We start from the raw sequence: 24922 nt of genomic DNA, 5'->3' as shown, positions 1-24922 counted from the left end.
TAGGTTAATCTCAGAGTTAGTCCGCAATGATTGAAGCGAATAATCCAGAAATAAATATTGAGGAATTAAAACAAAAAATTACAGAGGAAGTTTCTCGACGACAGCCAGATTTGCTGACGGTATTACAGCACGATCGCCATGTCACAGGAGCGATCGCTAAAGAAGTTGTCAATATCAGCCACATAGAAGCATTAGCGAGTAATGCTGAGTTCAAGGCGCAAGTTCGCACTCATTGGCCCAAGAAGTTCGATCGCTTTCCCTTTAATGTCGGTTGGTTAAAAAAGTACAGCCTCAAAATTTACAACTTTCTCCAGAAAGAGCAGCGCGTCGTTAATTTTTCTCTCAGTCAAGGATTAAGAGAGGTAGCGGCGATCGAGCAACGGCTGAGCGAACAGATAGCCGAGCTAAAAATTCAAATAAGTAGCATAAGCGATCGCCTCAGTTCTACAGAAGCTCGGATAGCTCAATTAGGCGATCGCCTCGGTTCGAGCGAATCGCAACTGACTCGGATTAGAGAGAGGCTCAATAGCGTCACCCAAGAGCAAGTGACTCAGATTCATGCCACTCAAGAGCAAGTTAAGCAAAACCGAGAGCGCTTAAACGCTAGCGAGGAGCGCGTCAGTCAAAATAGCGCTCGCATCCATGCCAGTGAATTCAACTTAGAGCAATTCAGCGATCGCCTCAAGTTGACTGAAGAAGGATTGAATGGTATTGGTATTCGTATTAGTAGCATGGACGCTCACTTGCTGGCGATCGAAGACCGTCACAACCGAAACGATAGCTATCTCAAAAACGACTTAGCACAGCAAAAGCGATTGATTACTCTGTTTCTCGAAGAAGCACGGCAACGCCTACCAGGAGCTTTTAGTCAAGAGCATTTGACCAGCTTTGTCGATGAAAATCAGCACTCGCTAGATGCCTTTTATGCCGCGTTTGAAGAACGATTTCGCGGCTCGCGGGAAGACATTACGAATAAACTCAAAGTCTACTTGCCGAAGATTGCCGCAGCCAACGTAGGCACGCCAGACGCACCAATTTTAGATGTAGGATGCGGACGGGGTGAATGGCTAGAACTGTTACGCGAAAATGGATATACGGCAAAAGGACTCGATATTAACCGAGTCACGATCGAACAATGTCAGTCTAGGGGACTGGAGGCGATCGAAGCCGATGTCATTACTTACTTGCGATCGCTACCAGAAAATAGCTTGGGAGCCGTGACTGGCTTTCATATTATCGAACACTTGTCTTTTGCGCAGTTGCTCAATTTAATTACAGAAGTCTTGCGAGTTCTGCAACCAAATGGAATCGCTATTTTTGAAACGCCAAATCCGCAAAATTTACTCGTAGGTGCTTGTGACTTTTATTCCGATCCAACTCACCAAAGACCCCTCTACCCAGAAAGTATGCAATTCTTGTTTTCTTATCAAGGCTTGCATAACGTTCAACTCCTACACTTAAACCCAGTAGAATCTAGTCCTTTCGATCGCGAAGAGCCAGAAATGCGAATTTTGCATAACTGGTTTTTTGGTCCCCGTGATTATGCCCTTATTGGATACAAAGTATGAAGCCACTGGCGATTGTAATCCCTTGGTTTGGTAAAGCTTTAAAAGGCGGCGCAGAACAACAAGCTTGGCAGATCGCCTCCCGGTTAGTGCGACGAGGACACAAAGTTGAGATTATAACGACTTGCTGTCAAGCCTTCGATCGCAACTGGGCAGAAAATCATCACAAGCCTGGATTGAGTCAAGAGGAAGGGATTGCAATTCGTCGCTTCAAGGTCGTCCGCACCGACCACGATGCTTTCAATCAAGTCAATCATCTCATGCTGAGAGTACCGACTGCGCAGCTCAAACCAGGAGTTAGTCCAGTCAGCTTAGATGATGCAGCAATATTTTGCGCGGAGAGTATTAGTTCTCCTCAACTACTACACTTTCTCAAAACTCATCACCATCAATATCAAGCATTTTTATTCATCCCCTATCTGTACGGTCCAATTTTAAATGGACTGTCACTTGTTGCCGATCGCGCTTTTTTACAACCCTGTTTGCATGACGAAGCTTATGCTTATTTGCCGCAAGTCGAGCAGATGTTTCACCTAGCTCGCGGATTGTTATTCAATAGCGAAGGTGAAGAGCAACTTGCCAGAAAGTTATACGGTCCTGGGATTATTCCCAAAAGTTGTGTCGTTGGAGAGGGAATAGAAGTCGGACAGCATGACGATCCGACTCTAACTCACATTGGCAATCTAGGACTCAAAAAAGAGCGCTATATTCTTTATCTCGGTCGCCGAGATGCAACAAAAAATACAGATTTCTTAGTCAGAGCTTATGCTATTTTCAAGCAGAAGTATCCAAACTCTAGTTTGCAATTGATTTTAGCTGGTTCGGGAGAAACATCATTTCACGACGCTGCGCCAGGGTTAACTGACCTTGGTGTAGTGTCAGAAAGCGAGAAAGAAGCACTACTAGCAAACTGCTTGGCTTTATTTCAACCCAGTCGGAATGAAAGTTACTCTCGCGTCATGATGGAAGCTTGGTTCTACGGACGACCCGTAGTCGTACATCAAGATTGCTTGGCAACCGCAAGCGCTGTCAAGAGCGCGCGGGGAGGTTGGCTAGCAGCAACAGAAATTGAATGGGCACAGATGTTTGCCCAAATCGATCGCGCTGGCATGGAACAGCTAGCAGAATACGGTACAAACGGTCAAAACTATGCTAAGAAAAATGCTAGTTGGGATGGAGTCATCGATCGCTATGAAACTATTTTAGGACTGGCAACTGTTCCAACCACTTTCCCACAGCCACAACAGAGATTGAAAGAAATTCATCAACTGATGGCTGGTTTTTCTTACGGGGATGCCATTTCTAACCATGCTAGGTGGATTAGAAACTATTTACAAGCCCTTGGTTACAAATCAGAAATTTTTGCCGAACATTTAGACCCACGCGCCGCTCACGAAGCCAAAAGACCTCATGCTAAAAGTATCGGTCAACATGCTGGATTGATTTACCATCACTCGATTGGCTGCGAAGTGACAGAATATGCGATCGCTCACCCCGGGACTAAGTGCCTCATCTATCACAACATCACGCCTGCTGAGTTTTTCCGGTCGTATCGCCCCGACGTTGCCCAATTACTAGAACAAGGTCGGGCTGAATTAAACCAACTTGCCCAACACTTCCCCCTCTCAGTCGGAGTTTCCAGATATAACGCCTCTGAACTCGCGGAATCTGGATTTACCGCACCAGGTGTACTGCCCATACCTATAGACCCAAAAAAGTGGGATATGGCAGCAGATCCAGAGTTGATGCAGCAGTTACAGGATGGTAAAACTAATCTCCTCTTTGTCGGGCGCGTCTCGCCTCACAAGCGCCAAGACCACCTTCTAGAAGCTTTTGCCCATTACTTGACAATGGATCGAGAGGCAAGATTGATTCTCATTGGTGGCGGCGACATCAACGATCCATACTATCACCACGTTACTAACCTAATGCATCGGTTGCATGTAACAAACTACGTGATGATTCCCGGGCAAGTCAACGATGCCCAACTCTTAGCCTTTTATCGTACTGCTCACCTATTTTGGTCGATGAGCGAACATGAAGGATTTTGCGTTCCCTTAGTCGAAGCGATGTGGTTTGACGTGCCGATTCTGGCGTATAAAAGCAGTGCGATTCCTGAGACATTAGGTAAAGCTGGACTCATGTTTACCAATAAGGAAAACTTTGTTGAAATCGCAGCACTGGCAAAGATTCTTGTTAAAGATATATCGCTGAGAGAAAAAGTGATAACTGCTCAGCGCCAACAGCGAAACAAGTTTTCGCCTCCCGCAGTTATTGAAAAGTTAAATAAAATTGTTCTAATGATGGAGGAGAATTGTAGTCATGAGCTATCTGAGTCAACTATTAAATCTCTCAAGCAGAGCTAGCAAAACAATTGGGAAAATCTCTGATTCGCTCTCAACTAAGCGCTCCACCTCAGAGTCAGAAACTTTATCAGATCGGGAATTTTTAGTAGATGCTTATCGCAAACTTTTAGGACGAGAAGCTGATGAAGATGGGTTAAAACATTACATTAAGCTCCTCCAAACGGGCTACAGCAGAACCGACGTACTCATGAGTTTAGTTCAGTCGGATGAGTTTATTAACAAAGTTTTAAAGGAAAATATTAGGATTCAAAATTTACGAGAACTTAGACCGAACAACTACTATGCAGTAGAAGATCTTTTACAACCTAATAATGCTTTAGTATTTTCTGTAGAAACTCCAGATGATTTTGATTGGCTAGAAGCCATGATCCTCAAACACGGTTATTATGAAAAACCTGGTGTATGGGGATTTAGAATTGATAAAGATAAGAAAGTCATGGCTGAAATTATGTCAGCCTTTCAACCAAAAAGAGCTTTGGAAATAGGCTGTGCTAATGGGACTATTCTGCAATGTTTGCATGAGATGAACATCCATTGCGAAGGAATAGAAATTAGCTCGATGGCAATTGATAAAGCTTTTCCTGACATCAAGCAGAATATCCATCATGGCGACTTGTTAGAACTAGAGCTTTCGGAAAAATACGACTTAATTTTTGGTTTGGATATATTTGAACACTTAAATCCCAACAAACTGCACGACTATCTCGATCGCATAGATCGAATATTAGTTGATGGGGGCTATTTATTTGGCAATATTCCGGCATTTGGTGACGATCCAATCTTTGGTACGGTTTTTCCTATTTATATCAAAGAGTGGGAACAGGATATTGCGCGAGAAAAACCTTTTACCCTGCTTCACGTCGATAAAGATGGCTATCCGATAAACGGACATTTAATTTGGGCTGATTGGCACTGGTGGGTAAAACAATTCGAGCAGCATGGTTTTCAACGAGAAGTTGAAGTTGAAAAAGTCCTGCACAAAAAGTATGATGTTTATATGGAAAAAACATCGATCGCGAGAAAGTCATACTTTGTTTTTTCTAAACATGGAGAGCGGCAAAAAACAGAAGCGATCGCCGATCGGATTAGTTCGCGATCGTCAAAAGTTTTGTGAGTTCAACAAGAAACTTACTATGAATAAGAGGAGCGTAACTGCTCCTCTTATTAGACTTTTGTATCGTCAGTATTTCATAGTCAAGAATAATGTAATATCTGCTTTAAGGTAGATAACAAAAACCATCGTTTCTGAAAGAATCATCTGAAATTTTAAAACTAAAACCTAGCGAAATGAATGCCAAAAACATTTTTGCCAAAGTAGCTCCCACTTCTGTAAAAACAATCGTTAAAAAGCTTGTTCACGAATTAGAAAACCAAAACCGCTCTCATGAAAGCTTGCATGAGATGGAGACGATTTCTGACGAGAGCTATTTGAGGATGGCATATAAAGTTATATTTGAACGCGAAATTGACTCAGCTGGGTTAGTCACCTGGTTGAACGTGCTTGAAACGGGTTTGAGTCGAACTGCTTTAGTCAGAATGTTAATCGATTCTGTTGAATTTCAACTACGTCCATTGGGTAGTAAAGACTATTGGCACTTGCTAAATGCTAAGCTTCATCATGCTAGGTTTAAACTGATTAGAACAGTGCTTCCAGAAGCAAAAGTCATTCTAGACTTGGGAGGAGCTTCTACTGATGACGATCGCGGTGCTTTGTTAAGCTTCGGTTATCCATATCTACCAGAAAAAATATATATTGCCGACTTACCTCCCGATGAAAGGATGCTAAAAGCTCCTGAGTTGACACAACAGATTAGATACAAAAGTTGCGACATTAATTATGTCTATACCAGCATGAGCGACCTATCCTCATTTGAGGAAGGTTCTTTCGATTTAATTTGGTCGGGACAATCGATAGAACACGTAACTACAGAAGAGGCTGAAAAAGTGTTTGCTCAAGCATACAAGTTGTTGAAACCCGGGGGGAAGCTGGCGCTGGATACTCCAAATCGCTCTGCGACTCAAATACAGTGTCCTAAAGGTTATATTCATCCAGAACACAAAATTGAATATTTTTACAGTGACTTGTGCCAAATTTTAGAGAGGCACAATTTCAAGATTGTTGAAACAAAAGGTCTGATCGAGCTGTCTAAAACTATCGATAAGAACTTGGATATGAAACATTTTTGTGAAGAGGCTATTAGTGGTGAGGCTTTGAACGATAAACCAGAAAAGTCTTACTGTTTCTATTTGTGCTGTATGCGAAGTTGCGATATTTAGACAGCTAAAGATGCGATCGCAAGATACTTTATGCGTTCCATCTATAAAGACAGAAAGGCATACTTGACGCTAAACAATGGTGTAAGAGAGAGTCAGTGGATTTGCTAATGCTGGCGCTCAGTAACTCGACATATTTGTAGATATTGACAACAAATAGCGGTTGTCAAGACGATCGCGATGAATGTATATTGTCTGAAACTTTATAAAAGTTTAGACACGTAGTCTAGTGTAGTGTGGTGTGACATGAGAAAAGCTAATCCAATCTATATTCTAGGAGCAGGTCCTGCTGGACTAGCAGCGGCTTACACCTTAACTCAAAAAGGTCAGCCAGTCGTAGTAGTAGAAAGAGATGCTAGGGTAGGCGGATTAGCAAAAAGTATTGAATATAAAGGATTTATTCTAGATTTTGGTCCGCATCGCTTTTTTACTAAACTCGCTCCCGTACTCAAACTTTGGAGTGAAGTCTTAGGAAAAGATCGAGTCACTGTCAATCGCCTGACGCGCATCTATTATGGGGGAAAGTATTTCAGCTATCCGCTCAAAGCTAAAGAAGCTCTACTGACGATGGGACCGATTGAGAGCGTCAAGATTCTCGTTTCATATGCTCAATCTCAGTTATTTCCCAATCGCCACCCCCGCAATTTCGCTCAATGGGTAACGAGTAGATTTGGTCGGCGACTATTTGAAATATTTTTTCAGGCTTACACGGAAAAACTTTGGGGTATACCTTGTACGGAAATTAGTGCAGATTGGGCTGCGCAACGCATCAAAGGCTTATCCTTGTTGAAAGCAGCTCGAACTGCTTTGTTAGGAAATGATGGCAAAGTCAAAACACTGATCGATCGCTTTGAATTTCCTCGGTTAGGTTCGGGTCAATTGTATGAAAAAATCGGTGAATACCTGCGCCAACACAACCAAAGCGTGTTGTTAAATACAGAAGTCGTACAGGTTCACCACGATAACTTTCAAGTTACCCAAATCACATTAAGAAATCGCCAGACAGGAGAGGAGTCAACAGTTGACTGCGGCGGCGTAATTTCTTCCGTACCTATTAGTCTGTTGGTGCAGCAAATGAATCCACCTGCTCCATCAGAGGCGATCGCAGCTGCTAAGTCTCTCAAGTTTCGCAATACAATTTTGGTCTATTTAATCGTCGAAGGCAATAACTTATTTCCAGATAACTGGCTTTACATTAACGAGCCAAGCGTGCAATTAGGACGAGTCACCAATTTTGCGAATTGGTCGCCTGAGATGTTGCCAAACCAACATCAAACACCATTGTGCTGCGAGTATTGGTGCAACTACGACGAACCAATGTGGCAGCAACCAGAAGCAGAACTGTTAGAGCGAGCAGAACAAGAACTGCGAAAAATTGGGCTTTTACATCACGAAAAAGTTTCTAGCGGATTTGTCGTTCGCTTACCCCGCACTTACCCAATTTATGCAGGTAACTATCAACAAGCACTGAGCGATATTCAGTCTTATTTACAGCAATTTCCGAATCTTCAACTGGTCGGAAGATACGGTGCATTCAAATACAACAATCAAGACCACAGCTTATTGATGGGGATTCTAGCCGCAGAAAATGTTTTGAGTCCCGGTAAGCACAATCTTTGGTCGGTTAATTCAGATAGCGAATACCAAGAAGAAGCTAGTGCAACCGCTAAAACTACTACACATAATACGGTTAAAAAAGTTCCTCGCCGACAAAAGACGCTCAAAGTCTTGAAAGAATTTGGTGGCTACGTCTTTACAGGTGGAGCCGCAACAGTCGTTGATGTCTTGATTTTTTCACTGCTGGTTCAGTCTGGCGTTTGGTCTGTCTCAGCCCTGTGTATCAGCTATTTTATGGGATTGACGACTAATTTTTGGCTGAGCCGTCGCTTTGTTTTTGGTGTGTATTGGCAGAACTGGATAATTCAGTACGCCGTGTTTGCCACAGTTGCTCTCAACAGCTTGCTGGCAAATTTAGGATTGTTACAACTGTTGATGGATGATGCTGGTTGGAATGCTACTGCTGCCCGTTTAGTTAGTGCTGCTTGTGTGGCTCTACTTAGCTTTACGGGACACAAGATGTATTCTTTTGCGTCAAGTCAACAGGAGTTTGTTCGCAAGCCTGAATAAATTGTCGTACTTCAAAAGATATTGCCAGTGCTAAATATCATTGGGTTCAAACGTTACCCACGAATCTACCAAGCCATTTGCTTAGGATTAGGATTTACGTTAATCCAAGTTCTGTTTGGGTGTTTGTTTTCAAATTCTCAAAATTTAGTAGAGGGCTATTCTAAGCTTTGCCGATGGGATTGTGACTGGTATACGCATATTATCGAACATGGATATCGAAGTACAATTCCGCCCACGCCGCAAAATCCCGATCTATCAAATGTTGCATTTTTCCCTGGCTATCCTGTCATTGCTGGAGTGATTAAGAACGTTTTTAATCTATCAACACAAACTGCTTTGCTGCTAGTCGCACAGATAGCCTGTTGGGGGTTTTGGACATATGTATTTTTGTTTTTTCAACGTTGGCGGATTTCTGATAAACTAGCCCTTTGCGGTGCGATCGCGATTTTAGTACATCCAGCCGCTTTTTATTTAGTCGCTGGTTACTCAGAATCGCTGTTTTTGATGATGTTGCTTGGCTTTCTCTACTGGACTGCATCAAAAAAGCGTGTTGCCTGGATTCTTGCTGCTACACATGGCTTTGTCATGACTGCAACTCGGGTTGTCGGTCTACCAATAGCTATTTATCCGCTATTCCACTTTTGGCTATTTGCTAAAGATCGGAAAGCAAAACCATTTCGGTTTTGGCAGAAAAGTAGCAAATATTTGTTAGTAAGCGCCGTTTCTATTCTGGGTTCTCTCTTGTTCTTTGCTTTTTGTTATTTCAAGTTTGGCGCTTGGAATTTCTACATGCAAACGCAAGCAATAGGTTGGGGAGTCAAACCTAACTATTTAGCCATTTTCAAGCCGGAAAGTTATTTTGCTTTCCTTGACCCTAAAATTTTGAATTTACCTGGCGTGATTAATGCTATTTCAGTACCGTTCGCTTTGATAAGTTTTTTCATCGTCTTTTTACTTGAACGGAAAGCAGTACCTTTTCTGACAGAGGGTAGCTGGAAACAAAGAGCTGAATTTTATGTATCTGGCTGGCTCATGTTTTATCTATCTGCCTGCGGTATGAGTAGCATATCCATGACAAGCATGATTCGCTACACTTTCTGCGTACATGTAGTGCTTGTAATAGCTACAATCCACCTCATATCTAGGACGCAATTCTACAGATTGTTCGATCAAAAATGGATTGTTTTCTTACTATTACTGATGGCGACTCCTTCATTTTTACTCCAAATGAAATTTGTGGGTATGTTTACTAATATGGAATGGGTTGCTTAAGCTTACCTATGTAATACACAACTGACTAAAATGAAATAATCATTCTGATTCATGGTTTTTCAGTGTCAGTTCATAAAATTATCATTGATGCTACTCCAATGACTCCTAAGCCTAGTGGAGTTGGGTTGCAGGTAGCAAACTTAATTCATTCGCTTTACTCCCTGCAAGCAGAGGAAAATTTTGAGTTAGGAATTGTCTATCAACCTGGAATTAAAGACTGGCTGCGCGGTAACTGGAATATTCCTGAAGCCTTAACGCAATATCCTTCAGTTCATGTCCTTCCAATTCCAGTTAGAGTTTCTAATTTGTTATTATTTCCTACTTACAAATCGATTTGGTCATCCTTGGCAAAATCTTGGGGGAATCCAGACATATTGCATGGGACTAACTATTCAGTTTATCCTTGCGATCGCGGCTTCAAGGTCATGAACATTTATGATGTTGCTTTTATTAAATATCCTCAATATGTTAATGCAGTCGCTAAAAGTTATGCTGAGAAAGTCAAACGATGTCTGCGGTGGACAGACTTAGTTTTAACTATTTCAGAAAGTTCTAAGCAAGATATTATTCAACATCTCAATGTTGCTGCCGAACGAGTTTTTGTTGCACCATTGGCAAGTCGATACTGTTCTAATTACTTATCGGCTTTAAACATCGAACAGCTCAGCCAGACAGCAAACTACGATTTTTCTAAGCCTTATCTATTGTTTGTTAGTAACATAGAACCTAGAAAAAATATCATTTCTATTGTGATGGCTTTTAATGAATTAAAACAGCGATATAAGATCGAACATAATCTTATATTAATTGGGCGCAAAGGATGGAATTATCAAAGTATTTTTGCGGCGATCGAGTCATCACCTTATCAACAAGATATTTACCATCTTGACTATTTATCTGATGAATTAGTGGCACTATTTTATGTCCGAGCCGATGTATTTGTTTATCCTTCTTACTACGAAGGGTTTGGTTTACCCGTACTAGAAGCTATGACATTAGGTACTCCGGTAGTCGCTTCTAACACTTCATCATTACCTGAAGTCACCGGAGATGCAGCTATATTAATTGACCCAAACGATTCAAATAAATTAGCCGAAGCAATTTGGGAGGTGATTAATAACTCTCAATTGCGATATGAATTAATTCAAAAAGGTAAAGTAAGAGCAAAACAGTACTCTTGGCAGCACAATGCACGGGAAACATTAAACGCTTACCGTAGTCTGTTGGTATAGCAATATTCTAATTCTCGATTTAATTTGGTTTAAACTGCATAATTGATGCCTTGGCGATCGCCTCACGATCGTGGCTGCTAACCCTTTCTCTAGTAAGATGCAAACATTATTAGTAACTGGTGGCTTCGGTTTTATTGGTTCTAACTTTATTTTACAAGCACGAGAAAAGCAATGGGCTAAAATCGTCAATTTAGACAAGTTAACTTATGCCAGTAATCCTCAAAACTTAGCCCAATTGCAGGACGATCGCGATTATCATTTTATCCGTGGAGATATTGGCGATCGCAACCTGTTATCTCATCTATTAGAACAGTATCAGCCAGATGCAATTATTAACTTTGCCGCTGAAACCCATGTCGATCGCTCGATTCAAACTCCCCTAAATTTTATTCAAACTAATATAGTAGGAACATTTCAACTATTAGAAGTTAGCAAAGCGTATTGGGAAAAATTATCTGCACAAAAGCGAGAGCAATTCCGTTTCTTACACGTCTCTACTGATGAAGTCTACGGCTCTTTAGAACCAAAAGCTCCGCCATTTCGAGAAGATACCCCTTACGCGCCAAATAGTCCCTACGCAGCGTCAAAAGCAAGCTCAGATCATCTTGTCCGAGCTTACTGTCATACTTATGGTTTTCCCACTTTAATCACTAACTGCTCGAATAACTACGGTCCGCGTCAGTTTCCCGAAAAACTGATTCCCTTAATAATTCTCAACGCTTTACACGAGCGACCTTTACCTATATATGGAGATGGGCAAAATATTCGAGATTGGTTATATGTTACAGATCACTGCGAAGCTCTCTATCTAGTTTTACAACACGGTCGGGTGGGAGAAACTTATAATATTGGGGGAAAAAACGAACAAACTAATATCACAGTCGTTGAGAAAATTTGCGCCATTCTTGACGATTTGGCTCCCAAACCTAATTTTCGCCACTCTTCTTTAATTACCTTTGTCAAAGATCGCCTCGGACACGACAGACGGTATGCTATAGATTGCAGCAAAATCTCTAGAGAATTAGGCTGGCAACCAAAAGAAAACTTTGATAGTGGGTTATTCAAGACAATTCAGTGGTATCTCAGCAATCCAATTTGGTTAGAGGGAGTGGGGAGCAGTGAAGAAAGGGTGTAGGGTGTGGGGTGTGGGGTGTAGTGAGTGGTGAGTGGTGCGTGGTGTGTGAATCGCTTCTGACTTCTGACTTCTCCTCTGCTCCTGGAACTTCCTCTGCTCCCTGCTCCCTGCTCCCTGCTCCCTGCTCCCTTTCAATGCTAGTTAACTTATCTTTTCTCATCAATAAACCGACAGGAATTACAACCTACGCTCTGAATTTAATCCCGCATTTGCGATCGCTCGATCCTACCTTTCTAATTTCGCCTGTTGCTGCTCGTCTTCTACCCACACCGCAGACTCAAGACACATATTATCCCATTCCCGCTAACTTAACCCCAGAACAAGGAACGGTCGGACATTTACGGCGTTTATTCTGGACGCAACTGCAACTATCGCCAATTTATCGCCAATTGCGATCGCAGTTATTGTTCTCTCCCGTTCCAGAAGCACCCCTGTACGCGCGCTGTCGCTACATCGTCACGGTTCACGATCTCATCCCGTTGCGCTTTCCCAGACTTTCACCCTTAACTCCCTATCACCGCTATTACATCCCCCAAGTTCTCAGCCAAGCACAGCACGTTATTTGTAACTCCACTGCGACAGCCTCAGATATTATTAACTTTTTCCACATCTCAGCCGATACAATTACTCCCATACCCCTAGCATATGATGCCAACCATTTCCGCTGGCTCAACTTAGCTCAGCAGAATGAAACTCGTCCTTACTTTATTTATATTGGTCGTCACGATCCGCACAAAAACTTACACCGATTAATTGCAGCTTTTGCTAAGATCCCGAGTTATCGAGATTGCGATCTTTTACTAGCTGGAACGGGCGATCGCCGCTACACTCCAAAGCTAAAAGCGCAAAGTATAGAATTAGAAATTGCCGATCGCGTTAAGTTTTTAGATTACGTTCCCTACGAACAACTACCAATTTTACTCAATCGGGCGATCGGATTAGTTTTTCCGAGTCTGTGGGAGGGATTTGGCTTACCCGTACTCGAAGCAATGGCTTGCGGTACTCCTGTAATTACGTCTAATCTTTCTTCTTTACCTGAAGTCACAGGGGATGCGGCTTTATTAGTGAATCCCTACAATATTGAGGAGATTGCTGCTGCTATGGAAAGTATAGTTACCGATCGTCAACTGCGATCGCGCCTCTCTAATTTTAGTTTGACCAGAGCCAGTCAATTTAGTTGGAAAAAAACAGGACTCGCTACTGTTGAAGTATTAAAAAAATTTTTATAGTTGTAGAAACGCTAATTTTTGCATCTCTACTGTGCATTAAACAAATGAATGTAATGCCAACCACTTATCAATATCGCTCAAAACTCGATCGGGAATTTCCCAAGGAAACAAATGTGCGGTATTCGGGTAACAAATCCATTCAGAATTGGGTAAATGTTGTGCAGTTTCTTGACTCGATTCTGGAGTAATATGACGGTCAGATGCTCCCGCCATAATTAAACTAGGACACTGAATCTCTGATAAATCCTGAAGGCGATTGTAACCACTCTTGAGTGCAGTAAAGAGAGCGCGTTGGGCAGGAGAAGAAGTTTGCAAATACGCTGACATAGCATATTTAGCAATGTATTCGTAAGTAGCAGGAGTGTGCTGTTGCACCAGGTAGCGAAAGAGCGATCGCTTGGCAAAAGTATCTATATGCCACCGCTCGCCGGGTTGTAAAGCATTTGCGATCGCCGCTAAGCCAGTATACAAGTTATCTTGCCAGCTAATTGCTGGATGACTGCCGCGAGGACGAGCAGCTGTAGCGATTAAAATGAGTCCCTTAACTCGTTCTGGCAGCCTTAAAGCCAATTCCATCGCTAAAATTCCACCCAAAGACCAACCTAAAACCAGGCATTCACTAATTTGATAGCGATCGAGGAGTGCTTCCAAGTCATACAGGTGATCGGTCATGGCGAAATTAGTTTGCGTGCGACTATTGCCATATCCCCGTAAGTCGGGGGCTATTGTATGAAAGCGTTGGCATAGGTGTTGAGTAAACACGGACATACTCAAACCAGAACCAGGATGACCGTGCAAGCAGAGGATTGGTAAGCCTTTACCTTGGACGTAAACATGCAAATTCACAACAGAAGCTACCATCAATATTTTTTAGTTTTACTACTTTATCGTCTCTTTATTGCGATCGCCTATTTATCAGTAATTTTCCCGATTTGCGATCGCTGCAACTATAGGAATACTTATAATATCGCAGATTCTAAATGGTTCATTATATTTACCGTTATGACTATCATTATTAATTTTTCATTTGTCAGAACAAGGAAGCGAGCAAAACCTTTGGATTTGGTTTGAAATGAACGTAAAAGTATCACGCTTGAATGGAATTTCAAAGCTTTATTTACTAGTATTATTACTTGGATACATAGGCACTGGTTGGCTATTATCCGATTGTAATGCGAACTGGTTTACTTGGACAGGCACGCAAGTCATTACCGTGCATTTAGCTTGGGTTGGTTTTGATGCTGTCGCTTTGGCTGTAGCTTGGATTGTTTTACTAGTCTGGGCTGGAGCTTTTGCCATGACTTGGCCTCAAAGCATTTCTTGGGCAGGAATTCCGCCTTGGGCGTTTGGTTTAGCTATGACTTGGATTATGGCATTAGGATTAATTTTGACCTTAGCTCAAGTAAAACATGCGTTACTATCTGCGGGGTTAAATAAACATTTTGCTTTTTGGTTTTTGGCGGTCTTTACTTCAATCGGTCTAGGTATAGGCAGGATATTAGACGCAGGATTATTTCTAAATTAAACGATTTAAAAAATATAATTTAATTTTATTTGGAGGTATTTGTGAAAGACTCACCTATTAAAGAACAAGTTAATCTACCTAATTATCGAACTAGAAATCCAGAATATTATTTACAACAAGTCGAACCAAATATTTTGGCAAGCTTTAATACAGAACAGCTACAAGTCATAATAAATATTTTAACTCAAGCAATTCCTCAACCCTCGCCCAAAATTGTAGATTTTAGATTTAACATCGATCTGATATTTTCTCGATTTTACTTAGTTCTCTTTGTTGGTAAAGATCGTCGAAAACGCAGACGGCGATATATACCTGAAAGACTTGCCAGGATTGGCAATGCGATCGCGGTTGTTATGCTCCTTTTGGGAGCAAACTTAGTTATTAGCGGCGTAATTTTATTATTTGCTTACTTATTGAAATCAGCAGTCGGCATAGATTTCTTTCCAGGACATATTTCGGACTCTGTGAAAAAGATTTGAATTGGTAAGTCGTAAGTCGGGTATTCGTAAGCTATTTTTCTCCCTCAGCTCCCGATCGCTCCCTCAGCTGGGCGACTCTCTCTTCCCCCTACTCCCTACTCTCTGCTCCCTGCTCCCTGGTCACTGCCCCTAGTTTCTGCCCAGACACTCTATACTTATAGTTTGGACTGTGAAGCAAAGAGGAAGCGAGAGATGGCATCCATCATCCGCGAGTTGCACGGACAACTAGTGAAGAAAGAACGCTCGGCGGTGGAAATTACGCAAGAGGCGCTGGATCGGATTCAAGCACTAGAACCAAAGATCCACAGCTTTTTGTGCGTGACAGCGGATAAAGCACTGGAACAAGCGAAAGCCGTGGATGCCAAAATTGCGGCTGGAGAAGAGATTGGGTTATTGGCTGGGATTCCCGTGGGTGTGAAAGACAATATGTGTACCAAGGGAATTCCCACGACTTGCGCCTCCAAGATTTTAGAAAACTTCGTCCCACCCTACGAATCGACGGTAACGCAAAAGCTAGCGGATGCTGGGGCGGTGACAGTGGGAAAAACTAACTTAGACGAGTTTGCGATGGGGAGTTCCACCGAAAACTCAGCATTTCAACTCACGGCTAATCCTTGGGATTTGGAACGGGTTCCTGGCGGTTCTTCTGGGGGTTCGGCGGCGGCTGTAGCGGCGCATGAGTGTGTCGTTTCGCTGGGTTCCGATACAGGCGGTTCGATCCGTCAACCCGCATCTTTTTGCGGTGTTGTGGGCATGAAGCCAACTTATGGATTAGTGTCTCGTTATGGTTTGGTAGCTTTTGCTTCCTCTTTGGATCAAATTGGACCTTTTGGACGCACGGTGGAAGATGCGGCAATTTTATTAGGCGCGATCGCGGGTTACGATCCGAAAGATTCTACGAGTTTGAAAGTAGAAATTCCCGACTACACGCAATTTCTCAAACCCGATCTCAAATCGATGCGAATTGGGATTGTGAGAGAAACTTTTGCTGAAGGTTTAGATCCGGCTGTAGAACAAGCTGTAAATAAGGCGATCGAACAATTAAAGCAACTCGGCGCGGAGATTAAAGAAGTTTCCTGTCCGCGTTTCCGCTACGGTTTGCCAACTTATTACATCATTGCCCCTAGCGAAGCTTCGGCTAATTTGGCACGTTACGATGGCGTAAAATATGGTTTGCGCGTTCCCGATGCTGACAACCTAATCGATATGTACGCTCGCACTAGGGCAATGGGTTTTGGCAAGGAAGTCAAGCGCCGGATTATGGTAGGAACCTATGCCTTATCTGCTGGGTACTACGATGCTTATTACTTAAAGGCACAAAAAGTTCGGACTTTAATTAAACAAGACTTTGAAAATGCTTTTGGGCAAGTGGATGTATTAGTCACGCCTACAGTTCCCATGACAGCATTTAAAGCAGGGGAAAAAACTGACGATCCGCTAAGTATGTATTTAACCGATTTGATGACAATTACGGTAAATTTGGCAGGTTTGCCAGGATTGAGTATTCCCTGCGGTTTTGACGAGAAAGGAATGCCAATTGGGATGCAATTGATTGGAAACGTGTTGCGGGAAGACCAATTATTTCAAGTGGCTCACGCTTACGAACAAGCTACAGAATGGCATAAAAAAGCACCTGCTTTATAATGCGATCGCGCTTTAAGAATTTGTAGAGTGCGTTAGCCTTTGGCGTAACGCACCCTACGTAGCTTCAGCTAAAACAATGAGCGGATGTATTTGTCTAAGCGATCCATTCCCTTCTCAATTGATGCCATATCGGTAGCATAGGAAAAACGAATGCGATCGCCCGATCCAAATGCAATTCCAGGTATTGCCGCAACTTGATAAGACTCTAAAAGTTCTTGACAAAAATCCATAGATGACTTACCAGTTTTACTGATATCGACAAAAATGTAAAATGCTCCATCAGGTTTGGCGTAAGTCACTTCTGGAATTGCATCCAATCTTTGCATCATCACTTCTCGCCTTTTGGCAAAAGCTTGACGCATTTGTTCGACGCATTCTTGGGAACTTTCTAAAGCCGCGATCGCGCCAAATTGAGCGAAGGTACACACGTTAGACGTACTATGACCTTGAATCGTACTCGCAGCTTTGATTAACTCTACCGCACCTGCTAAATAGCCGACACGCCAACCTGTCATTGAGTAAGCTTTAGCAAAACCATGACTGATAATGGTACGGTCAAAGATTTCCTTACCTAAAGAACCGATACTGATGTGTTTTACATCTGTATATAGTAATTTCTCGTAAATTTCATCCGAGACAACTAAAATATCCTTCTCTACCACAACCTCTGCTAGTGCCTTCAGTTCTTCTGGCGTGTAGACGACACCTGTAGGGTTAGAAGGAGAGTTAAGAACAAATAGCTTAGTTTGAGGCGTAATGCTAGAGCGCAATTGGTCTGGAGTAATTTTACAGCTAGCATCCGTCTGGACGATAACTGGTGTTCCGCCAGCGAGAATGACCATTTCAGGATAGCTCAGCCAGTAGGGGGCGGGAATAATTACCTCGTCTCCCACGTCAATCAGTGCCATCATTAAGTTGTATAAACCGTGTTTGCCACCGTTGGTAACGATGATATTTTCAGCTTGGTAGTCTAGACCATTATCTGTTTTCAGCTTGCGAGCGATCGCCTGTCTTAACTTGGGTTCCCCAGCCGCCGCACCATATCTCGTCTTACCTTCATCTAGGGCTTTTTTTGCGGCTGCTTTGATGTGTTCTGGAGTATCAAAGTCTGGTTCTCCGGCGCTGAAGCTACAAACATCTATTCCTTCAGCTTTCATGGCTTTGGCTTTGGCGGAAATTGCCAAGGTCAAAGAAGGCGTTACCTTACCCACTCGTGCTGCCAGTTTCATTGTCACTACCGATTGCAAAACTCCAATTCAGTTAAGCATATCTTAAAGTAAACGTCTGAATTTGTGTCTTTGACTGCTAAGATTTTTGACTTCTGTACAGGCGAGTTTAGCCCAAAATTCCCGACTTGGACAAGAATGCCTTCAAAACCCGCCCCGACGACTCAGTGCAAGCTTGGAGCGTGCGAGTCGGTAGGGCAAATCTCCATTTATTAGATACGGGAGTCGATCTTTGGCTCAATACCCCTCTAAGACCCCAAGAAGCTTCAGGGACTAGCGGGCAGAAAGTCTGTTTTAATGGGGCATTAATTGCAGTATTCTCGATGGTTGGTGGCGCGAAGCATATCAGCAGGGAGCAGATGGTAAAGGTGTCAACGGTTGGGCAATTGGCGAAGATTGTTCTTTAGACGATTCTGAAGCTCAGGCGCAAAAAGATGCAGAATCTCTCTACGATCTTCTGACAAGAGAGATCGTTCCTTTGTTTGACGATCGCACTTCGCCAGAGTTACCCAATCGCTGGATCGCCATGATGAAAGCTTCCATCAAAACTGCAATCCCAAGGTTTAATACTGACCGGATGGTAATGGAGTACGTGCATCAAATGTATTTATCGACGGCAAATAATGCTGCGCCGATTTAATGAGAAGATTCTCATGCAGAATTTAAATGATTTTCATGCAGGTTTGTCATGCTTGGCAGTAGGAGCAACTTAATTTCTCCTTAAACGCAGTAAATTTTACGATTTGTAAAATTGGAGGATGAGAATATGAAAAGTCCTCGTTTGACCAAGCGAAATCGCGATCGGCAGCTAGCTTTACCCAAGCGTTCCCAATCCCGCTGGGAAACTCTGCCAGTTCCTTGGATGCTGGCTCAGGTTATGGATGAAGAAGACCCACAAAAACAAGGTAACTAACACAAATTCGGACTTTGGATAGTTTTATCCAAAGTCCTACTTCTACAGCATCAAGCAATAGTTACCTCTGGAGAGAGGTAAACATCCTGAATTGTATGGAAAAGCTTGACTCCTTCTTCAAACGGACGTTGGAAGGTTTTGCGACCGGAGATTAAGCCAGAACCGCCAGCCCGTTTGTTAATTACAGCCGTACGCACAGCTTCGGCAAAATCATTTTTACCAGAAGCACCACCAGAGTTAATTAATCCAACTCGTCCGCTGTAGCAATTGAGAACTTGATAGCGGGTGAGATCGATGGGATGATCGCTCGTTAAATCGGTATAGATTTTTTCGTTGGTTTTGCCGTAGCTTTTGCCACTAGCTTTAGCAACAGCTTCGTAACCGCGATCGACTTCCGGTAGTTTTTGCTTAATAATATCGGCTTCAATCGTGACACCGATGTGGTTTGCCTGTCCGGTGAGGTCGCCAGCTAGGTGATAATCTTTGTCTTGTTTAAAGGCATTGTTACGCAGATAGCACCACAAGATAGTTGCCATTCCCAATTCGTGGGCGCGGGCAAAGGCGCGGCTAATTTCTTGAATTTGGCGCGTAGAGTTTTCCGAACCGAAGTAGATTGTAGCCCCAACTGCCACAGCTCCTAAATTCCAAGCTTGCTCGACCGAACCAAACAAAACTTGATCGAATTGATTGGGAAAAGTGAGTAACTCGTTGTGATTGATTTTGACAATGAAGGGGATTTTGTGGGCGTACTTGCGAGAAACTATTCCCAAAACGCCCAACGTGGTAGCAACAGCGTTACACTCGGCTGCCATTGCCAATTTAACAATATTTTCTGGATCGAAATACATCGGATTGGGTGCAAACGAAGCCCCTGCGGAGTGTTCGATTCCTTGGTCTACTGGCAAAATTGAAAGATAACCCGTATTTGCCAATCGCCCATGAGAGTAGAGTTGCTGAAGGCTGCGCAATACTTGCGGATTGCGATCGCTAATGCTAAAAATTCGGTCTACTGCGTCTGGGCTGGGCAAATGTAATAAATCTTTGGGAACCTTAGCTTTGTACGTGAGGAGGTCTTCTGCTTCTTGACCCAACCAAGACTCAATCGCTTGGGGTGCAGACAGCGTAGCAGTCATAGCAATTTCCCTTAATGAGTTTCATTTCTCATTCTGACAATAATCAACATTGCTTGCGCTGTTCCATTTGGACGGTTTCCGATCTTCTTAGCTAGCGCTTTTGATTTCTGGTTTTCAGTGCCTTCCCTTTCGCTAGTTAGAATTCATTTTTTGTCAAATTTGTAATTATTAAAACGTAACTTATGAAGAGCTGAGAAGATAAGTGATTGGTAAGTAGAGCCAACATAATGACTCATAACTGAAAAAAGTTATTTATGCTACAAATCAAGTTAAGAGGGAGTGAAAACCTTTCAATAGGGGAGCGATCGCTCTCAATTTATCGCACGTAGATCGAAATTGAATTGCCTCAATGCCTTAAACAGGGAGTCTGCCATCTGTGGTATTACAAGCACAACCAACCACCTACGAACCAAAGACACAAGAAATCGCCAAACAACTGTTAGCGGCGACGCGAGAAAATCGTTCGTTTTTTGCCTCAATTCGCGACCAAATGCGCTGGGATGACAAGTTACTCGCCTGGGCAATGAGTAATCCTGGGTTGCGAGTGCAGCTATTTCGTTTTATTGACTGTTTGCCTGCTTTGCGGAGTAAGTCGGAAATTGCCCGCCATTTACAAGAATACCTTGGCGATGAGTCAGTAGAACTTCCTACTGCTTTAAAAGGAATGCTCAATTTTGCCAACCCAGATTCTATGCCTGGGCAGGTAGCAGCAACGACAGTATCTACAGCTGTAGAAACTTTAGCGCATAAATATATTGCTGGAGAAAATATTCAGCAGACATTAAAGACAATCGAACGGCTGCGGAAAGAAAAAATGGCGTTCACCATCGATATTTTGGGTGAAGCAGTCATTACTGAAGCGGAAGCGCAGTCATATTTAGAACGTTATTTAGATTTAATGGCACAGCTAGCAGCAGCTAGTAAGAATTGGAAACCAGTCGCCCAAATTGATGAAGCTGATGGGGAAGCTTTGCCACAAGTACAAGTTTCGGTAAAGCTAACGGCGTTTTACTCTCAGTTCGATCCGTTGGATGCGGCGGGTAGTGCAGCAAGAGTTAGCGATCGCATCCGTACTGTATTGAGAAAAGCCAAAGAATTAGGCGTATCGATCCATTTTGATATGGAACAATACGCTTATAAAGACCTGATTTTCTCTATTTTAAAACAAGTTCTTCAAGAAGAAGAATTTCGCAGTCGTACAGATGTTGGTGTCACAGTTCAAGCATATTTGCGCGATAGCGAACGAGATACGCAGGATTTAATCGCTTGGGTAAAACAGCGAGGCTATCCCTTAACCGTCAGACTGGTTAAAGGTGCTTATTGGGATCAAGAAACGATTAAAGCCGAACAAAAGCACTGGCAGCAACCCGTATTTAACGACAAAGCAGCTACAGATCTGAACTTTGAAAAAATTACCCAGTTGTTGTTAGAAAATCACGAATACGTCTATTCGGCAATAGGTAGTCATAACGTGCGATCGCAAGCTCATGCAATCGCGATCGCTGAAACTCTCAACATTCCCCGCCGTCGCTTTGAAATGCAAGTGCTGTACGGCATGGGCGATAAACTAGCAAAAGCGTTGAGCGATCGCGGTTATCGGGTACGGGTGTACTGTCCCTACGGCGAACTTTTGCCAGGAATGGCTTATTTGATCCGCCGTTTATTGGAAAATACCGCAAATAGTTCCTTCCTGCGTCAAAATTTGGAAGAACGTCCGATTGAGGAATTGATTGCACCACCTATTTTGAGGGAGTCGGGAGTCGTAGGGGCGGGTTTAGCAAAAGATTCACGGCTTCCATCAACAAATCGTGGTTCAAAACCCGCCCGTACAAGGGAGTCGGAACAAATACCACGCACCACGCACCACGCACCACGCACCACGTTTCATCCGGCAGCTGATACAGACTACGCCGTAGTCGAGGCGAGAGAACAGTCACAACAGGCTTTTCAACAAGTGCGGCAGCTATTTGGCAAAACCTATTTACCCCTGGTTAATGGCGAGTACGTTTCTACAGCAGAAATTATTGATTCTGTGAATCCGTCAAATTTCAGCGAGGTGGTGGGAAAAGTCGGACTCCTCAGCGTCGAACAAGCAGAACAGGCAATGCAAGCGGCGAAGGCGGCTTTTCCTGGGTGGAAAAATACCCCAGCGAAACAACGGGCAAGTATTTTGCGTAAAGCTGGCGATTTGATGGAACTCCGCCGCGCCGAACTATCAGCTTGGATCGTGCTAGAAGTTGGTAAGCCTGTCAAAGAAGCCGATGCAGAAGTATCGGAGGCAATCGATTTCTGTCGCTACTATGCGGCGGAAATGGAAAGATTAGATGCAGGTTACAACTACGACGTAGCAGGGGAAACAAACCGTTACCTTTACCAACCGAGGGGAATTGCGGTGGTGATTTCTCCTTGGAATTTTCCCTTGGCGATCGCCACTGGAATGACTGTAGCGGCGCTGGTAGCAGGAAACTGTACTCTCCTTAAGCCTGCGGAAACATCTTCTGTCATTGCGGCAAAATTAACCGAAATTTTGGTTGAAGCCGGATTTCCCAAAGGTGTATATCAATTTGTCCCTGGAAAGGGTTCTAAAGTTGGGGCGCACTTGGTAAACCATCCCGACACGCACTTAATTGCATTTACAGGTTCTCGCGAAGTGGGTTGTCGGATTTATGCTGAAGCGGCAAAAGTTCAACCAGGACAAAAGCATCTGAAGCGCGTCATTGCCGAGATGGGTGGTAAGAATGGGATGATTGTCGATGAAAGTGCCGACTTAGACCAAGCTGTAGTGGGTGTCGTGCAATCGGCTTTCGGTTACAGCGGACAAAAGTGTTCGGCTGCATCCAGGGTAATTGTTTTAGATTCGGTTTACGATACTTTCATTCACCGCTTGGTAGAAGCGACGCGATCGCTTAACATTGGTGCAACGGAATTACCCAGTACTCAAGTCGGTCCCGCGATTGACGGTAACGCGCAAGCCCGTATCCGCGAGTATATCGAGCAAGGGCGACAAGAAGCAAAAGTCGCGTTAGAAATCCCTGCTCCAGATAACGGCTATTTTGTCAACCCTACGATTTTTACCGAAGTGCCTCCCACAGCCACGATCGCCCAAGAAGAGATTTTTGGTCCCGTGGTGGCGGTAATTCGGGTGAAGAACTTTGAAGAGGCGATCGCCGTTGCTAACGGTACTGACTACGCTTTAACGGGGGGACTGTATTCTCGTACCCCATCTCATATCCAGATGGCACAGGAACAATTTGAAGTTGGTAACTTGTATATCAACCGGACGATTACGGGGGCGATCGTTGCCAGACAACCCTTCGGCGGCTTCAAAATGTCTGGAGTTGGTTCCAAAGCTGGTGGTCCCGATTATTTATTACAATTTTTGGAGCCGCGTACAGTTACGGAAAACGTTCAGCGTCAGGGTTTTGCCCCCATCGAAGGTGCAGAATAGATCGATATCATTGTAGGAGCGGGTTCACCAATAATCTTTGTTTCCATTCAAAATTTTTGATAAACCCGCCCTTCTTCAAATTTTGGATACAGATGAATACCTGGTAAGCTTTTACACGTTTAATTTATATAACAAATGAAACCAAAATATGTTCGTATAGCGTAGGTTCATAATTTTGACCTTTGACTTTTGACTTTTGACTTTTGACTTTTGACTTTTGACTTTTAACTTTTGACTTGCTTATGAATTTACCCATAACCGATAGAGTCATTTGGACAACCGCCGATTTAGAGTTATTTCCAGATAACGGCAACCGCTATGAAATTATCGACGGAGAATTATTTGTGACGAGAGCGCCGCATTGGAAACATCAAAAAGCCTGTGCCAGAATTATTAGTGCATTAGATGTTTGGTCACAAACTACAGGATTAGGAGAAGTTGTACCTGCCCCTGGAGTAATTTTTTCCGATACTGACGCTGTCATTCCCGATGTGGTTTGGGCTAGCAACGCCAGGCTATCTGTCTTATTGGATGAAGCCGGACATTTAACTGCTGCGCCGGAGTTAGTAGTAGAAGTACTATCATCTGGCAGTGAAAATGAGAAGCGCGATCGCGAATTGAAACTCAAGCTTTATTCAGCGAGAGGAGTTAGAGAATATTGGATTGTAGATTGGCGCAAGCAACAGGTTGAAGTTTATCGACGCGAACAAGCGGTTTTAAATTTAGTTGCCACTCTGATTAGTGGAGATGAGTTAAATTCACCTTTATTACCTGGTTTTACCTTTGCGATCGTATCGTTATTTGCTTAAAATAAATCGATCGCGCAAAGTCGCAAAGACACAAAGTTTTATCAGGTAATCTGTGTTAAAAGCCGAAATATTCTAGAGCAAATGTCAAGCAATTTTGATATTAATTTAACAATTAAAGTTGCTAAATTACCTGAAGATTTTTCAGCCATGCGCTCGGTGAGAGCGGCAGTTTTTCAATTAGAACAGGGAATAGAGCCAGAATTAGATTTTGATGGCAAAGATGAAACCTCAGACCAAATTCTTGCCTACATGAATGCTCAACCTATTGGTACTGCTAGAATTAGGTATTTAGACGATCGCACGGCAAAAATCGAGAGGCTAGCCGTCTTGCCAATTGCCAGAGGGAAGGGTATTGGTAAGTTAATTATGGAAAAAGCGATCGCGCTTGCAGCCCAAAAGAAGATGCAAGAAGTCATCATCCACTCCCAAGAATATATCCAGAGATTGCATCAAAAACTAGGTTTTGAGCCAGAGGGAGCAGTATTTGAAGAAGCTGGCATTCCCCATGTCAAAATGAGGAAGACATTAGGCTCAACCTATTGATT

Annotated in this window: 19 protein-coding genes and 1 pseudogene; 17 read left to right on the top strand and 3 right to left on the bottom strand. The window is 43.1% G+C overall.

All coding sequences use genetic code 11. From position 1 onward, the window contains the following. The first annotated feature begins 26 nt into the window (after nucleotides 1–26). The 9 genes from N4J56_RS08155 to N4J56_RS08115 all read left to right on the top strand — a co-directional run bounded on the left by N4J56_RS08155 (nucleotide 27) and on the right by N4J56_RS08115 (nucleotide 13200). Entirely contained in the window at nucleotides 27–1568 is a 1542-nt protein-coding gene (locus N4J56_RS08155; RefSeq protein WP_317106002.1) for a class I SAM-dependent methyltransferase, read from the top strand. Beyond that, nucleotides 1565–3931 carry a glycosyltransferase family 4 protein gene (locus N4J56_RS08150; RefSeq protein WP_317106001.1) on the top strand — a complete coding sequence of 789 codons (2367 nt, stop codon included), beginning with the start codon at nucleotides 1565–1567 and terminating at the stop codon, nucleotides 3929–3931. The genes N4J56_RS08155 and N4J56_RS08150 overlap by 4 nt, the downstream gene beginning before the upstream one ends. Further along, nucleotides 3888–5045 (top strand): DUF4214 domain-containing protein, encoded by a 1158-nt coding sequence (locus N4J56_RS08145; protein ID WP_317106000.1) that lies wholly within the window; start codon nucleotides 3888–3890, stop codon nucleotides 5043–5045. Before N4J56_RS08150 ends, N4J56_RS08145 begins: the two co-directional genes overlap by 44 nt. A gap of 173 nt (nucleotides 5046–5218) precedes the next feature. Further along, nucleotides 5219–6208 carry a methyltransferase domain-containing protein gene (locus tag N4J56_RS08140; protein ID WP_317105999.1) on the top strand — a complete coding sequence of 330 codons (990 nt, stop codon included), beginning with the start codon at nucleotides 5219–5221 and terminating at the stop codon, nucleotides 6206–6208. A 243-nt stretch (nucleotides 6209–6451) separates the two neighbouring features. Beyond that, the gene (locus tag N4J56_RS08135) at nucleotides 6452–8332 is read left to right on the top strand and encodes a GtrA family protein (protein WP_317105998.1); all 1881 of its coding nucleotides are present in this window, start codon (nucleotides 6452–6454) and stop codon (nucleotides 8330–8332) included. 123 nt (nucleotides 8333–8455) lie between these two features. Continuing rightward, complete coding sequence (locus tag N4J56_RS08130; RefSeq protein WP_317105997.1) at nucleotides 8456–9604, top strand: mannosyltransferase family protein; 1149 nt, start codon at nucleotides 8456–8458, stop codon at nucleotides 9602–9604. Nucleotides 9605–9702: 98 nt separating this feature from the next. Then, nucleotides 9703–10836 carry a glycosyltransferase family 4 protein gene (locus tag N4J56_RS08125; protein WP_410500453.1) on the top strand — a complete coding sequence of 378 codons (1134 nt, stop codon included), beginning with the start codon at nucleotides 9703–9705 and terminating at the stop codon, nucleotides 10834–10836. Between the two features lie 97 nt (nucleotides 10837–10933). Then, nucleotides 10934–11971: a dTDP-glucose 4,6-dehydratase gene (gene rfbB, locus N4J56_RS08120; protein ID WP_317105995.1), complete on the top strand. Its 1038-nt coding sequence runs from the start codon at nucleotides 10934–10936 to the stop codon at nucleotides 11969–11971. A gap of 134 nt (nucleotides 11972–12105) precedes the next feature. Beyond that, nucleotides 12106–13200 (top strand): glycosyltransferase family 1 protein, encoded by a 1095-nt coding sequence (locus N4J56_RS08115; protein WP_317105994.1) that lies wholly within the window; start codon nucleotides 12106–12108, stop codon nucleotides 13198–13200. A gap of 36 nt (nucleotides 13201–13236) precedes the next feature. On the opposite strand, the gene N4J56_RS08110 is transcribed toward N4J56_RS08115, so the two are convergent. Continuing rightward, a complete protein-coding gene (locus tag N4J56_RS08110; RefSeq protein WP_317105993.1) occupies nucleotides 13237–14061 on the bottom strand; it encodes an alpha/beta hydrolase in 825 nt (274 codons plus the stop codon). A gap of 166 nt (nucleotides 14062–14227) precedes the next feature. On the opposite strand from N4J56_RS08110, the gene N4J56_RS08105 reads away from it, so the two are divergent. From N4J56_RS08105 to gatA, 3 genes are all read left to right on the top strand, one after another. Next, nucleotides 14228–14725 carry a hypothetical protein gene (locus tag N4J56_RS08105; protein WP_317105992.1) on the top strand — a complete coding sequence of 166 codons (498 nt, stop codon included), beginning with the start codon at nucleotides 14228–14230 and terminating at the stop codon, nucleotides 14723–14725. Between the two features lie 41 nt (nucleotides 14726–14766). Continuing rightward, nucleotides 14767–15204, top strand: coding sequence for a hypothetical protein (locus N4J56_RS08100; protein WP_317105991.1), 438 nt, complete (start codon nucleotides 14767–14769; stop codon nucleotides 15202–15204). 192 nt (nucleotides 15205–15396) lie between these two features. Continuing rightward, nucleotides 15397–16848, top strand: coding sequence for an Asp-tRNA(Asn)/Glu-tRNA(Gln) amidotransferase subunit GatA (gatA, locus tag N4J56_RS08095; RefSeq protein ID WP_317105990.1), 1452 nt, complete (start codon nucleotides 15397–15399; stop codon nucleotides 16846–16848). 68 nt (nucleotides 16849–16916) lie between these two features. On the opposite strand, the gene N4J56_RS08090 is transcribed toward gatA, so the two are convergent. Beyond that, complete coding sequence (locus N4J56_RS08090) at nucleotides 16917–18077, bottom strand: pyridoxal phosphate-dependent aminotransferase (protein ID WP_317110588.1); 1161 nt, start codon at nucleotides 18075–18077, stop codon at nucleotides 16917–16919. A gap of 218 nt (nucleotides 18078–18295) precedes the next feature. On the opposite strand from N4J56_RS08090, the pseudogene N4J56_RS40820 reads away from it, so the two are divergent. Next, a pseudogene (locus N4J56_RS40820) lies at nucleotides 18296–18714 on the top strand (alpha-glucan phosphorylase); the annotation flags it as partial. Nucleotides 18715–18840: 126 nt separating this feature from the next. Then, the gene (locus tag N4J56_RS08075) at nucleotides 18841–18987 is read left to right on the top strand and encodes a hypothetical protein (RefSeq protein WP_158265913.1); all 147 of its coding nucleotides are present in this window, start codon (nucleotides 18841–18843) and stop codon (nucleotides 18985–18987) included. Between the two features lie 50 nt (nucleotides 18988–19037). On the opposite strand, the gene N4J56_RS08070 is transcribed toward N4J56_RS08075, so the two are convergent. After that, on the bottom strand, nucleotides 19038–20120 hold the full coding sequence (locus N4J56_RS08070; RefSeq protein WP_317105987.1) for a class I fructose-bisphosphate aldolase: 1083 nt from the start codon (nucleotides 20118–20120) through the stop codon (nucleotides 19038–19040). A 376-nt stretch (nucleotides 20121–20496) separates the two neighbouring features. On the opposite strand from N4J56_RS08070, the gene pruA reads away from it, so the two are divergent. The 3 genes from pruA (at nucleotide 20497) to N4J56_RS08055 (ending at nucleotide 24920) form a co-directional block, all read left to right on the top strand. Then, nucleotides 20497–23568: an L-glutamate gamma-semialdehyde dehydrogenase gene (gene pruA, locus N4J56_RS08065; RefSeq protein WP_317105986.1), complete on the top strand. Its 3072-nt coding sequence runs from the start codon at nucleotides 20497–20499 to the stop codon at nucleotides 23566–23568. Nucleotides 23569–23810: 242 nt separating this feature from the next. Then, nucleotides 23811–24377 (top strand): Uma2 family endonuclease, encoded by a 567-nt coding sequence (locus tag N4J56_RS08060; protein ID WP_317105985.1) that lies wholly within the window; start codon nucleotides 23811–23813, stop codon nucleotides 24375–24377. An 81-nt stretch (nucleotides 24378–24458) separates the two neighbouring features. Continuing rightward, nucleotides 24459–24920 carry a GNAT family N-acetyltransferase gene (locus N4J56_RS08055; RefSeq protein WP_317105984.1) on the top strand — a complete coding sequence of 154 codons (462 nt, stop codon included), beginning with the start codon at nucleotides 24459–24461 and terminating at the stop codon, nucleotides 24918–24920. The last annotated feature ends 2 nt before the right edge of the window (nucleotides 24921–24922 follow it).

Origin of the sequence: Chroococcidiopsis sp. SAG 2025, assembly GCF_032860985.1 — a bacterium.
In the GTDB taxonomy this organism is placed as follows: Bacteria; Cyanobacteriota; Cyanobacteriia; order Cyanobacteriales; family Chroococcidiopsidaceae; genus Chroococcidiopsis.
The sequence above is the reverse complement of the archived record's forward strand: the minus strand, read 5'-3'. Positions and strand labels throughout refer to the sequence as shown.

Bases quoted from the DNA above. Each gene is read 5' to 3' on its own strand.
- N4J56_RS08070 (WP_317105987.1), bottom strand. From the start codon at position 20,120: ATGACTGCTACGCTGTCTGCACCCCAAGCGATTGAGTCTTGGTTGGGT.
- N4J56_RS08125 (WP_410500453.1), top strand. From the start codon at position 9,703: ATGACTCCTAAGCCTAGTGGAGTTGGGTTGCAGGTAGCAAACTTAATT.
- gatA (WP_317105990.1), top strand. From the start codon at position 15,397: ATGGCATCCATCATCCGCGAGTTGCACGGACAACTAGTGAAGAAAGAA.
- N4J56_RS08155 (WP_317106002.1), top strand. From the start codon at position 27: ATGATTGAAGCGAATAATCCAGAAATAAATATTGAGGAATTAAAACAA.
- rfbB (WP_317105995.1), top strand. From the start codon at position 10,934: ATGCAAACATTATTAGTAACTGGTGGCTTCGGTTTTATTGGTTCTAAC.
- N4J56_RS08115 (WP_317105994.1), top strand. From the start codon at position 12,106: ATGCTAGTTAACTTATCTTTTCTCATCAATAAACCGACAGGAATTACA.
- N4J56_RS08150 (WP_317106001.1), top strand. From the start codon at position 1,565: ATGAAGCCACTGGCGATTGTAATCCCTTGGTTTGGTAAAGCTTTAAAA.
- N4J56_RS08075 (WP_158265913.1), top strand. From the start codon at position 18,841: ATGAAAAGTCCTCGTTTGACCAAGCGAAATCGCGATCGGCAGCTAGCT.
- N4J56_RS08055 (WP_317105984.1), top strand. From the start codon at position 24,459: ATGTCAAGCAATTTTGATATTAATTTAACAATTAAAGTTGCTAAATTA.
- N4J56_RS08110 (WP_317105993.1), bottom strand. From the start codon at position 14,061: ATGGTAGCTTCTGTTGTGAATTTGCATGTTTACGTCCAAGGTAAAGGC.
- N4J56_RS08140 (WP_317105999.1), top strand. From the start codon at position 5,219: ATGAATGCCAAAAACATTTTTGCCAAAGTAGCTCCCACTTCTGTAAAA.
- N4J56_RS08135 (WP_317105998.1), top strand. From the start codon at position 6,452: ATGAGAAAAGCTAATCCAATCTATATTCTAGGAGCAGGTCCTGCTGGA.
- N4J56_RS08090 (WP_317110588.1), bottom strand. From the start codon at position 18,077: ATGAAACTGGCAGCACGAGTGGGTAAGGTAACGCCTTCTTTGACCTTG.
- N4J56_RS08060 (WP_317105985.1), top strand. From the start codon at position 23,811: ATGAATTTACCCATAACCGATAGAGTCATTTGGACAACCGCCGATTTA.
- N4J56_RS08145 (WP_317106000.1), top strand. From the start codon at position 3,888: ATGAGCTATCTGAGTCAACTATTAAATCTCTCAAGCAGAGCTAGCAAA.